Here is an 11,903-nt window from a genome sequence, read left to right on the forward strand (position 1 = left end):
CCCTCAGGGGCGCGGGGAACCGCGCGAACAGCCGACCCGCACCCGGCGGCGACCCGAACGCGCGGGTCCGGCGGACTGACGGGCGCCGGTGGCGTCGGCGGAGTGGGAGCCCGGCCGAGACCCAGGTGGCGGTCACGACGCGAACAGGCGTCCCGTGCGGGCCGCATGCGCCTCGGCGTAGAGCTCCAGCAGGGGCGCCGACCTCGCAGGGAGCGCGTCGACGCCTTCCGTCGTGGCCCGGTGGGCCGCGCGTACGGCCGTCTCCGCCACGCGGTCGGCCTCCGGCGCCAGACGGGCGAGGACCGCCGTCGCGTCGAACGGGTCCAGGCTCAGCAGCCGTACCGTCGCGGTCGCGGGACCGCCCACGCTCTCGTACAGCGCGCAGTGCGCTGCGTCCTCCGGGCCGAGGCCCGCCGCCCGCGCAACCACCCCCAGCACCACCGGCTGGTGCGCGCCCTTCGGGAACCTCCGTGCCAGGGCGTCGAGTTCGGCGCCGGGCCAGGTGGCGCGGGCGGCGCGCAGCAGCTGGCGGCCCAGCCTGCGCGCCGCCGCGCGCAGTGCGGGCGAGGGCGTGCGGGCGTCGGCCGCCGCGTCCAGGGCGGCCGGGTCCACGCCCAGCGCGGCGGAGGCGGCCAGCGCGGCCGACACCAGCCCCGTGGTGTGCAGCCGCCCCCGGCAGAAGTCCTCCAGGGTCTCCGCCCCGGTGATCCGCCCGGCGTGGACGGCGGCCTCCGCGCCCCCGGAGTGGGCGTGCCCGCCGGCGGGAAACCGGCCGTCGGCCAGGACGAGCAGCGCTGCCCTGGACATCAGAAGAGGAAGTAGCGCTGGGCGAGCGGGAGTTCTGCGGCCGGTGTCGCCTCGACCAGTTCCCCGCCGATGCGTACGGCGAAGCTGTCGGGGTCGATCCGCACGTCCGGCAGGGCGTCGTTCTCCCGCATGTCCGCCTTGGTCACCGCGCGCGTGGAGTCGATGACCGCCCACCGTTTGCCGAGGCCCAGCCGGTCGGGCAGGCCCGCGTCGAGGGCGGCCTGTGCGACGAAGTTGACCGAGTTGGCCGCCGGCGCCCGGCCGGTCGCTCCGAACATGGGCCGGGGCAGCACCGGCTGCGGGGTCGGGATGGACGCGTTGGCGTCCCCCATCTGCGCGTAGGCGATCTGCCCGCCCTTGAGGACGAGGTGGGGCTTCACCCCGAAGAACTTCGGCTCCCACAGGACGAGATCGGCGAGCTTGCCGCTCTCCACCGAGCCGATCTCGCCCGCCATGCCCTGCGCGACCGCCGGGTTGATGGTGTATTTGGCGACATAGCGACGCACCCGGTGGTTGTCGGCCCGCCCGTCGCCGGGCAGCGCACCGCGTCTGCGCTTCATCACGTGGGCCGTCTGCCAGGTCCGCACGATCACCTCGCCGACCCGGCCCATCGCCTGGGAGTCGGAGGAGATGACGGAGATGGCACCGAGGTCGTGCAGCACGTCCTCCGCGCCGATGGTGGACGGCCGGATCCGCGACTCGGCGAAGGCGAGGTCCTCGGGCACGGCGGCGTTGAGGTGGTGGCACACCATCAGCATGTCGAGGTGCTCCTCGACGGTGTTGACGGTGAACGGCCGGGTCGGGTTGGTGGAGCTGGGCAGGACGTGCGGCTGGGAGACGACGGTCATGATGTCCGGCGCGTGCCCGCCGCCCGCACCCTCGGTGTGGTACGCGTGGATGCCGCGCCCGGCGATCGCGGCGAGCGTGTCGCCCACGAATCCGGCCTCGTTGAGGGTGTCGGTGTGGATGGCGACCTGGACGCCGGTGCGGTCGGCCGCGGTCAGCGCGGCGTCGATGACGGCCGGGGTCGATCCCCAGTCCTCGTGCAGCTTCAGCCCGACGGCGCCGCCCCGGATCTGCGACAACAGGGCGTCCTGCGACACCGTGTTGCCCTTCCCGAGCAGCCCGATGTTCAGCGGGTACGCCTCCATCGCCGCCAGCATCCGCGCCAGATGCCAGGGGCCGGGCGTGACGGTGGTCGCCTTGGAGCCCTCGGCGGGTCCGGTGCCGCCGCCGACCAGCGTGGTGACGCCGGAGGCCAGCGCCTCGTCGGCGATCTGCGGGCAGATGAAGTGCACGTGCGCGTCGATCGCCCCGGCGGTCAGGATCCGCCCGTTGCCCGCGACGACCTCGGTCTCGGGGCCGATCACCAGGTCCGGGTGGACCCCGTCCATGGTGTCGGGGTTGCCGGCCTTCCCGATGCCGGTGATCCGGCCGTCGCGGATGCCGACGTCGGCCTTGACCACGCCCCAGTGGTCGACGACGACCGCCCCGGTGATCACCGTGTCGGGGGCGCCGTCGGCGCGGGTGGCGGTGGCCTGGCCCATCGACTCGCGGATGACCTTGCCGCCGCCGAACACCGCCTCGTCACCGGCGCGTCCGGGGCCGCCGCAGCGGTCCTCCTCGATCTCGACGAGCAGATCGGTGTCGGCGAGCCGGATCCGGTCGCCGGTGGTCGGCCCGTACAGGTCGGCGTAGGCCGCGCGGGAGATCTCAGGCATCGAGCGCGCCTTTCGTCTCCCCGCGCAGTCCGGGCACGATCCGCGCCCCGGCCAGCGGCACCAGTCCCACCTCGACGGGGATGCCGGGCTCGAACCGCACGGCGGTGCCGGCGGGGACGTCGAGCCGCTTGCCGCGGGCCGCGGCCCGGTCGAACTCCAGACCCGGGTTGGCCTCGGCGAAGTGGTAGTGCGAGCCGACCTGGACGGGCCGGTCGGCGGCGTTGAGGACGGTCAGCCGGGTGGTTTCGCGGCCCTCGTTGTAGACGATCGGGCCCTCGGCGAACAGGATCTCTCCGGGTGTCACGGCGCTTCTCCCCTCAGACGATGGGGTCGTGGACGGTGACGAGCTTGGTGCCGTCCGGGAAGGTGGCCTCCACCTGGACGTCGGGGATCATCTCGGGGACCCCGTCCATGACGTCGTCCCTGGTCAGCACCTTCCGTCCGGACGCCATGAGTTCGGCGACGGTCCGGCCGTCGCGGGCGCCCTCCAGGATGTGCGAGGTGATGAGCGCGACCGCCTCGGGGTGGTTGAGTCTCAGACCGCGTTCCCTGCGCTTGGCGGCCACGTCGGCCGCCACATGGATGAGCAGCCTCTCCTGCTCGTGCGGGGTCAGGTGCACGGCATCCACCTCACCGTCCTCGCTCCGGGCCGTGCGGGGCCCGGTGGCCGCGGCCACGGGAGGGATCCCCGGTGGCGTGGACCCGGAGGCTAGCCGGGCGGCGTTTCGAGGACGTTAACCGCGCGGCGGCCCGGCTCAGGCGCCGTCGGCGGCACGGCGTGTCGACATGAGGGCCCGCGTGCCGTCGGCGAGCGCCTGCGGCGGGATGTCGCCGAACAGGGCCATCTGGGCGGCGAATCCCTGCACGAGCGCGATCATCGCGCGGGCCATCGCGTCCACGTCGGCGTCCTCGGGCAGCAGTCCCGCGTCCTGGTAGCTTCGCGCCATGCCGCCCCACGCCTCGCGGATCATGGCGTACCCCTCGGCCAGTACGGCCGTCAGCGCCGGGCTGCGGGTGCTCTCGGTCCACACCTGGATCATCAGCCTCGGGAACAGCCACTCCCCCGTCTCCAGGGTCGCCGGGCGCAGTTCCCGCATCTGGGCCAGGGCGCGCGGGACCAGCACCTCGGGGGTGGGCGGCGGATTCTCCCGGGCGGACTTCTCCAGGGTGTCGCGCACCGTCTCGAGCACCTCGGCGGCGATGGCCGCGATCAGCTCCTCCTTGCCGCTGAAGTACCGGTAGACGGCGCCGGCGGAGAGGTCCACCGCCTTGAGCACGTCCTGCATCGACGTGGCGTGGAAGCCGTTGCGCGCGAAGCAGACCGCGGCGCCGTCGAGGATCTGCCGGCGGCGGGCGTCGAGGTGTTCCTGGGATACGCGAGCCATGCCGCCAACCTAAAACGAACATTCCTTCTTGACAAGGGAGCGGGATGGCGGGACGGTGTGGACGAGGCCAAAACGAACGATCCTTCTTTTTAGAGGAGCCCCCATGTCCCCCACCTCCCTGCCGGCACACCGCCGGGTCGCGGCCGTCCTGGTGCTGATCCCGGTCATGGTGGCGCTGGCCCTATGGGCCTTCGCCTGGCCCGCGGCGCGCACGGCGCCGCGCGACCTGCCGCTCGGCGTGGCGGGACCGCCCGCCGCCACGGCGCCGGTCGCGCAGGAGCTGGAGCGGCGCGAGGGCGCGTTCGACCTCCACCGGTACGCCGACGAGGCGGAGGCACGGGACGCGATCGAGGGCCGTGAGGTGTACGGGGCGGTGGTGGTCACCCCGAAGGGTCCGAAGCTGCTGACCGCGTCCGCGGCGAGCCCGGCGGTGGCCCAGCTGCTCCAGCAGGCGGTCACGCAGCAGGCGCAGGCCGCGGGTCAGGAGATCACCGCCGAGGACGTGGTGCCGGCCCCGGCGAGCGATCCGCGCGGTGCGGTGCTGAACACGACCGTGCTGCCCCTGGCGCTCGCCGGGATCGGCGCGGGCGTCGCGGTGACGCTGCTGGGGCTGCGGGGCCTGACCGCGGTGGCCGCGCTGGCCGGCTCGGCGACGCTGGTCGGCGTGGTCGCCGCCGCCCTCGCGCACACCTGGCTGGACGCCCTGCCGGGCGACCGGTGGGCGGTGACGGGCACGTTCGCCCTGGCCACGCTGGCCGTGAGCGCGGCGGTCGCCGGCCTCGCGGCCCTGCTCGGGCGGCCCGGCCTGGGGCTCGGCGCGCTGCTGATGATGCTGATCGGCAACCCGTTCTCGGGCGCCGCGTCCGCCCCCGAGATGCTGCCCGAGCCGGCCGGGGTGATCGGCCAGTGGCTGCCGCCGGGCGCCGGGGTGTCGCTGCTGCGCTCGGTCCCCTACTTCGACGGAGCGGCGGCGACCGGTCCCGCGCTCACCCTGACGTGGTGGGCGGTGCTGGGCCTCGGCGCGGTGCTGGTGGGCCACGCGATGCGCGGGCGCACCGCGCCGGCACGGAACACGCCCGAGCGTGAGCCGGCGATGGCCGGCTGACCCGGCCGCACACGGAACGACCGCGCACCCCCGCCGTAGCGGACGGGGGTGCGCGGTTCCGTGTGCGTGCGGGGCGCGACCGGGCGGCGGGTCCGGGTCCACGCGTCCGACCCGGGCGGCATCACGAGGGGGCCGGGCCCCGGTGTTCCGCCGCGATGCCGAAGCGGCGGCGTTCGCGAGGGGCGGACGCCACGTCGCGCACACCGGCCACCGTGCTGATCACCGGCTCCTCCACCGGTTCCGGCACGTCCTTCATCTCGTCGAGTCGTCGCAGGTCGTCGGCTGAGACAAGGGCGACGAGCGGCTTCCCGTGCCGGGTCACGACGACCCGCTCACCGCCGTACACCACGCGGTTGATCAGGTCGGCGAGCTCGGCCCTGGCCTGGGTCACCGGAATCTCGTAAGCCATACGGCCATCATAACGTCACGTACGTCCTGTACATTTTTTACAGACAACGAGACAGGAGGGCATCATGACGCGACCGCCCGCCCACCACGCCCTGCCCGAGTTCACCGAACGCACGGCAGCAGGGCACCGGACGTCCGATCCGTACGCGCGGCTGCTCGAGGAGCGGATCGTCGTCCTGGGCACGCGGCTCGACGAGACCGCGGCCAACGACGTGACGGCCCAGCTCATGTACCTGGAGCACCACGCCCCGGACCGCGACGTCTCGCTGTACGTCAACTCCCCCGGCGGCCCCTTCCACGCCCTGTCCGCGCTGCACGACGCCCTCACGTACGTCTCCTGCGACGTCGAGACGGTCTGCCTGGGCCGCGCGGAGGGGACGGCCGCGCTGCTGCTGGCCGCCGGCACCCACGGCAAGCGGTACGTCCTGCCGGGCTCCCGGCTGGTGCTCCGTCAGCCCGCCCTGCCCGAGCCGGTGGAGGGCAGCGCGAGCGACCTGGCGATCCAGGCCGACGAGCTGGCCCGGATCAGGGCCCGCACGGAGGAGATGCTGGCCCGGCACACCGGCAGGACGGCGGACCGGGTGCGTGCGGACCTCGAGCGGGACCTGGTCCTCGACGCGCGGGCCGCCGTGGAGTACGGCCTCGCCGACCGGATCGTGCCCCACCACCGGGACGCCCGCACCGCGACCGGCGCGAGGTGAGCCGCGCATGCTGCCGGAACTGCCGCCGCTGCCCGCGCTGACCCGGGCCGAGGCCGAGCTGATCGACCGCTACCTGGAGGCCGTCGACCTGCTCGGCCGGGTCAACCCGGCCCAGGGCGGCGACACCTACCGAAGCCTGCGGGCGGCCCAGGCGCTGGTCGGCAAGGCGGTCGCGCTGCGCGACGCGCTGGCCCTGATGCACCGTCGGGGCGAGACCGATCTGCACGCCGAGACCCTGGCCCGCGCCCTGCGGGTGCTCGACGGCGAGCGGCGTACGGCCAGGGTCACGCTGCCGCCGCGGACGGACCGTTGACGCGGGCGGGTCCGCGTCGGCGGGCCCGCTCGACGACACACCCTGCGACGTGTTGAAACGGACCGAACGGCTTACCCCCGTCCGGCGTAGACGAACCTCCTTTTTCGGAGCCGTCGCAGTTGCGCACGCCGCCCCGCCGAGGGGCGGACGTGACCATTCCACCCCTGGTCCTGGCCTCCCGGGCACTCTTGACGGCGACTCGAACGGACGGCTGTCCACCCGAACGGGTGAGTGGTGAGTAACAACACAAACCCCCCGTTCCGTTGGGAAATCGATCGCCCCATGGGTCAAGATCCCTGACTGACGACAAGACCCCGCCGCCGCGGCGGGGCGATCCGGGCGGACGCCGAGTCCTGCCGCCGCGCGGATGACCGGTCGACAGGAGTGGATCGGCAGGAGTGGAGGACCCAAGCACGACGGGTCGCCGGCACGTGCGCGATGCGCGTTCCGAGCAGCCCTTGGGGTGAAGCCGCGAAAGCGGCCGGGCTACTTCGCCAGCCCGAATCCGACAGGTCATCCTTCACAGGCGGCTGACGAAGGGTTGCGCATGAGTGCGCTCAATCGTGTCCCGTCTCTCATGGCCCGGGCCGGCACGGCCTCGGCCCTCACCCTCGCCGCCGTGGGCGGCTCGATCGTGGTACCGGGGGCGGCCGGGGAGGCCGCCGCGGCGACCGTGGGCACCAAGGCCCTGAAGGTCGCGGCGTCCAAGAAGGGATCGCCGTACCAGTGGGGGGCGACCGGACCGAACCGGTTCGACTGCTCGGGTCTGACGCTGTACTCGTTCAAGAAGGCGGGGAAGAAGCTCCCCCGCACGGCCGCCCAGCAGTACAACAAGACGCGCCACATCTCCAAGAGCAGCCGTAAGGTCGGGGACCTGGTGTTCTTCCACTCGGGCAGCTACGTGTACCACGTCGGGATCTACGCGGGTCAGAACAAGATCTGGCACGCCCCGAAGACCGGGGACGTGGTGCGGCTCCAGAAGATCTGGACCAAGAGCGTCTGGTACGGCCGCGTGAAGTGACGGGCGGAGGCGGCGGCGCCCGCGGGAGCGCCGCCGCCGGGCCGCTTCCGGCCGTGCGGGCCCGGCGCCCGCACGGCCTCCCGCAGGGGCCCGGCGGCCTCGCCCTCGGGACGGGAACGCCCCGGGCCCCTCACGATCCTCCGGAGCCGCGCGCTCGCGTACGAGGGGGTGTCACGGCTCCTGTCGCGCCGCCGCGACGGCCGTTTCCGCGGGCCGGGCGTCCGTGGCGCCGGGCCACGGGAGTTCGACGGCGACCGTCTTGCCGCCCTCCCGGGTGGGGCGGATTCTCAGCCGGCCGCCGCACTCCGCGGTCAGCCAGCGGATGATGACCAGGCCGCGCCCGTTGTCCTGCTGCACCGCCGCAGGCAGCCGCTTGGGGAACCGGGGGTGACTGTCCGTCACCCCGATGTGCACCCGCTCGTCGCGGACCAGGACGACGTCCACCGTGAACGTGGGCGACTGGCCGAAGGTGTGCTGCACCGCGTTGGTCGCCAGCTCGGAGACGATCAGCCGCACGGTGTCGCAGAGTTCGGCGTCCGGTGGCAGCCCCCATTCCGCCAGCGCACCGGCCACATGGGTCCGTGCGGCGGAGACCGAGGCGGGATCGCTCGGCAGAGTGACGGATGCTTCCAGATGGTCTGCCATGGCGACGTCGTCCCTTTCCCACGGGACCGCAGTCCGACACGGAGCGGTTGGTTCGAGTACGGTCCCGCACTGGTGCTTCGCCGCCAGAGTGCCATCACCGCAGGGTGCCGTGCGGCGATCCACCAAGATATGCATATATCTGTCGCTCAAAGCGGTGAACTCTGCGACGGGAGACCGTATCCGGGCGGCCCGGACGGAGTAAGGAGAGGCCCATGCAGCACGGTCCCGCGGTGCGCCGCAGGAAACTGGGCGCCGAACTGCGCGCGCTGCGCACGGCGGCCGGACTCACGAGCGGCGACGCGGCCCGGCTGGCGGGCTGGCACCAGTCGAAGGTGAGCCGGATCGAGACGGGCACGAGCGGGGCGAAACCGGCCGACGTACGGTTACTCCTCGACGTCTACGGTGTGGACGACCCGCGGTTGCGCGAGTTGCTGCTGGTGCTGTCGGGCACCGGCGACCGCGACGGGCGGCACCACTGGTGGCACGCGTACCGCGGGGTGCTGCCGCCGGCCTACCGGGACTTCATCAGCCTGGAGTCCCAGGCGAGCGCGATGCGCACGCTGGAGACCACCGTGGTCCCGGGACTGCTCCAGACGCCCGCGTACGCGCGGGCGGTGACGGAGGCGGCCACGGAGGGCGTGTCGCAGGAGCGGCTCGACGCGCTCGTGAAGGTGCGGCTGGCACGGCAGGACGTGCTGCGCGCCGAGCCGCCGCTGGAGCTGTGGGCGGTCCTGGACGAGGCGGTGCTGCGCCGGGAAGTCGGCGGTCTCGAGGTGATGGCGCGTCAGCTGGAGCGGCTGGTGGAGGCGTCCCGGCTGCCCCAAGTCCGGTTGCAGGTGCTGCCGTTCCGCGCGGGGGCGCACATCGGCGTGACGGGTCCTTTCGTCATCTTTTCATTTCCGCGCACTTCTGACCTGGATGTGGTGGTCCTCGACCACTTGACGACTAGTCACTACCTGGAACGGAAAGAAGACCTCCGGGCGTACTCGGAGGCCTTCGAGGCCCTGGCGAGCCACGCCCTCTCACCCGAGGAATCGTCGGAATACATCGCCGGCGCAGCGGCCGGCGTATAAGGAGGCACGATGCCCGCACCGCCTCGGACCATCCCTTCCAGCCTCGTCCTCAGCGATGTGCGGTGGCTGCGCAGCAGCTACAGCACGGGGGCGAACAACTGCGTGGAGACGGCCCGGCCGGCCGCCGGCCCGTCGGCCGGACTGCTCGCCGTGCGCGACAGCAAGGCCCCCGAGGGGCCCGCACTGCTCTTCTCCCCCGACGCCTGGGCGCGTTTCGTGACGGCGGTCCACTGATCCGGCCCCGTCCATGCCCCTGACCCGGACCGTCCGGCCTTCGCTGCCGGTCCGGCCGACCACCGGTGTCCCGCGCGACGCACGGCCGTGCCCCGCCGACTCATGGCCGCGTGTCGCCGATCACCCGTACAGCGCGTTCGATCTCCGCCCCGGACAGGTCCGCCCGGGCGGTCAGTCTGAGCCGTGAGACGCCGTCAGGCACGGAAGGAGGACGGAAGCAGCCCACGGACAGACCGGCCGCCCGGCAGTCGGCCGCCCAACCCACGGCCTGCTCCGGGGACGGAGCGCGCACGGAGACGACCGCGGCGTCCGGACGCACCGCTTCCAGACCCACGGCCGTCAGCCGGGCGTGCAGCTCGCGCGCGACCTCGGACGCCCGCGCCGCACGCCCGGGTTCGCGCCGCAGCAGCCGCAGCGCCGACAGGGCCGCGCCCGCCGCCGCGGGGGCCAGACCGGTGTCGAAGATGAACGTCCGCGCCGCGTTGACCAGATGGGCGATCACCCGGCCCGTACCCAGCACCGCACCGCCCTGGCTGCCGAGCGACTTGGACAGCGTCACCGTCACGACGACGTCCTCCGCGCCCGCGATCCCCGCCGCGTGCGGGGCGCCCCGGCCGCCGTCGCCCAGCACGCCGAGCCCGTGCGCGTCGTCGAGCACGAGGCCCGCGCCGTGCTCCCGGCACGCCTCGGCCAGCGCGGCGAGCGGAGCCGCGTCGCCGTCCACCGAGAACACCGTGTCCGACACCGCCACCGCGGGCCCCTCATGGCCGTCCAGCGCCTTGCGCACGGCGTCCGGGTCGCGGTGCGCCACCACCTGCGTGGCGCCCCGGGCCAGCCGGCAGCCGTCGATCAGCGAGGCGTGGTTGCCCGCGTCGGAGACGATCAGCGAGCCGTGCGGGGCCAGGGCGGTGACGGCGGCGAGGTTGGCCGCGTAGCCGGAGGAGAAGACCAGGGCCGCCTCGAAGCCGCAGAAGTCGGCCAGTTCGCGTTCGAGTTCGGCGTGCAGCTCGGTGGTGCCGGTGACCAGCCGGGAACCCGTCGCGCCGCCGCCCCAGGTGCGGGCCGCCCGCGCGGCCCCCTCGGTGACCTCGGGATGGCGGGCGAGGCCCAGGTAGTCGTTGCTCGCCAGATCCAGGAGCGGCGTGCCGGCCGGCCGGGGGCGCAGGGTGCGGACGAGCCCGGCCCTGCGTCGCAGTTCCGCCTGCTCGTCGATCCAGCCGAACGCCATGGGTCCTCCACGGATTTTGTAGGCAGTGCACAGACATTAGCGGCAGGCCGCCCGCGCCACGGTGTGGTGATACCCACACCGCCGGACGGCTCTGTTGTACGAAGTCTCCTTGGCCCGGACGGGCCCGGTAGGACAGGATCGGCTCTCATGGACCTGCTGAACACGCTGGTGGACAAGGGGCTTCGGCGCGAGACGCCGACACGGGCCGAGGCGCTGGCCGTCCTCGCGACGTCCGACGACGAACTGCTCGACGTGGTGGCGGCGGCCGGGAAGGTGCGCCGGCACTGGTTCGGCCGCCGGGTGAAGCTCAACTATCTGGTCAACCTCAAGTCCGGGCTGTGCCCCGAGGACTGCTCCTACTGCTCCCAGCGGCTCGGCTCCAAGGCCGACATCCTCAAGTACACGTGGCTGAAGCCGGACGAGGCGTCCCGGGCCGCCGCCGCCGGGCTGGCCGGCGGGGCGAAGCGGGTGTGTCTGGTGGCGAGCGGCCGCGGGCCCACGGACCGGGACGTGGACCGGGTGTCCGACACCATCAAGGCCATCAAGGAGCAGAACGAGGACGTCGAGGTGTGCGCCTGTCTGGGCCTGCTCTCCGACGGTCAGGCGGAGCGGCTGCGCGAGGCGGGCGCGGACGCCTACAACCACAACCTCAACACGTCCGAGTCGACGTACGGCGAGATCACGACCACGCACACCTACGCCGACCGGGTCGACACGGTCCGCAAGGCGCACGCGGCCGGGCTGTCCGCCTGCTCCGGGCTGATCGCGGGCATGGGCGAGACCGACGAGGACCTGGTCGACGTGGTGTTCTCGCTGCGTGAGCTGGACCCGGACTCGGTGCCGGTCAACTTCCTGATCCCGTTCGAGGGCACCCCGCTCGCCAAGGAGTGGAACCTGACGCCGCAGCGCTGCCTGCGCATCCTGGCGATGGTGCGGTTCGTCTGCCCGGACGTCGAGGTGCGGATCGCCGGCGGCCGTGAGGTGCATCTGCGCACGATGCAGCCGCTCGCGCTGCACCTGGCCAACTCGATCTTCCTGGGCGACTACCTCACCAGCGAGGGCCAGGCCGGCAAGGCGGACCTGGAGATGATCGCGGACGCCGGCTTCGAGGTGGAGGGCGCCGGGGAGGTCACCCTGCCCGAGCACCGGGCAGGCGGCGGCTGCGGGTCCCACGCGGGCGGCGGGGCGTGCGGCTCCCACGACGGCGGCTGCGGGTCCCACGACGGCGCCGACGGCGGCTGCGGGTCCCACGCGGGCGGCGG

General features: G+C 73.4%; 15 protein-coding genes and 1 riboswitch. Of the genes, 7 read left to right on the forward strand and 8 right to left on the reverse strand.

The annotated features are described in order from the left end of the window. Positions 1-132: 132 nt before the first annotated feature. The 5 genes from CCN29_RS29945 to CCN29_RS29965 all read right to left on the reverse strand — a co-directional run bounded on the left by CCN29_RS29945 (position 133) and on the right by CCN29_RS29965 (position 3,913). Positions 133-807, reverse strand: coding sequence for an urease accessory protein UreF (locus CCN29_RS29945; RefSeq protein WP_086685669.1), 675 nt, complete (start codon positions 805-807; stop codon positions 133-135). Then, positions 807-2,528, reverse strand: coding sequence for an urease subunit alpha (locus tag CCN29_RS29950; protein ID WP_031016402.1), 1,722 nt, complete (start codon positions 2,526-2,528; stop codon positions 807-809). The genes CCN29_RS29945 and CCN29_RS29950 overlap by 1 nt, the downstream gene beginning before the upstream one ends. Continuing rightward, on the reverse strand, positions 2,521-2,832 hold the full coding sequence (locus CCN29_RS29955) for an urease subunit beta (protein WP_006135223.1): 312 nt from the start codon (positions 2,830-2,832) through the stop codon (positions 2,521-2,523). The genes CCN29_RS29950 and CCN29_RS29955 overlap by 8 nt, the downstream gene beginning before the upstream one ends. Positions 2,833-2,845: 13 nt before the next feature. Further along, positions 2,846-3,148 (reverse strand): urease subunit gamma, encoded by a 303-nt coding sequence (locus tag CCN29_RS29960; protein WP_006135224.1) that lies wholly within the window; start codon positions 3,146-3,148, stop codon positions 2,846-2,848. Between the two features lie 135 nt (positions 3,149-3,283). After that, positions 3,284-3,913 carry a TetR/AcrR family transcriptional regulator gene (locus tag CCN29_RS29965; RefSeq protein WP_006135225.1) on the reverse strand — a complete coding sequence of 210 codons (630 nt, stop codon included), beginning with the start codon at positions 3,911-3,913 and terminating at the stop codon, positions 3,284-3,286. Between the two features lie 103 nt (positions 3,914-4,016). On the opposite strand from CCN29_RS29965, the gene CCN29_RS29970 reads away from it, so the two are divergent. Then, positions 4,017-5,018, forward strand: a complete 1,002-nt coding sequence (locus CCN29_RS29970) for a hypothetical protein (RefSeq protein ID WP_086685671.1) — start codon at positions 4,017-4,019, stop codon at positions 5,016-5,018. Positions 5,019-5,139: 121 nt separating this feature from the next. Here CCN29_RS29970 and CCN29_RS29975 read toward each other — a convergent pair whose 3' ends face one another. Further along, on the reverse strand, positions 5,140-5,427 hold the full coding sequence (locus CCN29_RS29975) for a type II toxin-antitoxin system Phd/YefM family antitoxin (RefSeq protein WP_086685673.1): 288 nt from the start codon (positions 5,425-5,427) through the stop codon (positions 5,140-5,142). A 64-nt stretch (positions 5,428-5,491) separates the two neighbouring features. Between CCN29_RS29975 and CCN29_RS29980 the strand changes: the two genes are divergently transcribed. From CCN29_RS29980 to CCN29_RS29990, 3 genes are all read left to right on the forward strand, one after another. After that, the gene (locus CCN29_RS29980; protein WP_086685675.1) at positions 5,492-6,127 is read left to right on the forward strand and encodes an ATP-dependent Clp protease proteolytic subunit; all 636 of its coding nucleotides are present in this window, start codon (positions 5,492-5,494) and stop codon (positions 6,125-6,127) included. Positions 6,128-6,134: 7 nt separating this feature from the next. Then, positions 6,135-6,440, forward strand: a complete 306-nt coding sequence (locus tag CCN29_RS29985) for a hypothetical protein (RefSeq protein ID WP_006135230.1) — start codon at positions 6,135-6,137, stop codon at positions 6,438-6,440. Positions 6,441-6,784: 344 nt separating this feature from the next. Next, positions 6,785-6,983: riboswitch (cyclic di-AMP (ydaO/yuaA leader) on the forward strand. Between the two features lie 4 nt (positions 6,984-6,987). Continuing rightward, positions 6,988-7,461 carry a C40 family peptidase gene (locus tag CCN29_RS29990; protein ID WP_006135232.1) on the forward strand — a complete coding sequence of 158 codons (474 nt, stop codon included), beginning with the start codon at positions 6,988-6,990 and terminating at the stop codon, positions 7,459-7,461. A 171-nt stretch (positions 7,462-7,632) separates the two neighbouring features. On the opposite strand, the gene CCN29_RS29995 is transcribed toward CCN29_RS29990, so the two are convergent. Beyond that, complete coding sequence (locus tag CCN29_RS29995) at positions 7,633-8,106, reverse strand: ATP-binding protein (protein WP_031016390.1); 474 nt, start codon at positions 8,104-8,106, stop codon at positions 7,633-7,635. A gap of 212 nt (positions 8,107-8,318) precedes the next feature. On the opposite strand from CCN29_RS29995, the gene CCN29_RS30000 reads away from it, so the two are divergent. Continuing rightward, a complete protein-coding gene (locus CCN29_RS30000; RefSeq protein WP_086685677.1) occupies positions 8,319-9,179 on the forward strand; it encodes a helix-turn-helix domain-containing protein in 861 nt (286 codons plus the stop codon). 9 nt (positions 9,180-9,188) lie between these two features. Continuing rightward, entirely contained in the window at positions 9,189-9,413 is a 225-nt protein-coding gene (locus tag CCN29_RS30005) for a DUF397 domain-containing protein (protein ID WP_031059652.1), read from the forward strand. Between the two features lie 100 nt (positions 9,414-9,513). Here the strand turns inward: CCN29_RS30005 and CCN29_RS30010 are convergent, their stop codons facing one another. After that, positions 9,514-10,641, reverse strand: coding sequence for an 8-amino-7-oxononanoate synthase (locus tag CCN29_RS30010; protein ID WP_006135236.1), 1,128 nt, complete (start codon positions 10,639-10,641; stop codon positions 9,514-9,516). A 147-nt stretch (positions 10,642-10,788) separates the two neighbouring features. Here CCN29_RS30010 and bioB point away from each other — a divergent pair. Then, positions 10,789-11,903: biotin synthase BioB (gene bioB / locus CCN29_RS30015; protein WP_086685679.1), on the forward strand; the 1,115-nt coding region annotated here is incomplete at its 3' end.

The organism is Streptomyces pseudogriseolus (assembly GCA_002154585.1).
GTDB lineage: Bacteria > Actinomycetota > Actinomycetes > Streptomycetales > Streptomycetaceae > Streptomyces > Streptomyces pseudogriseolus.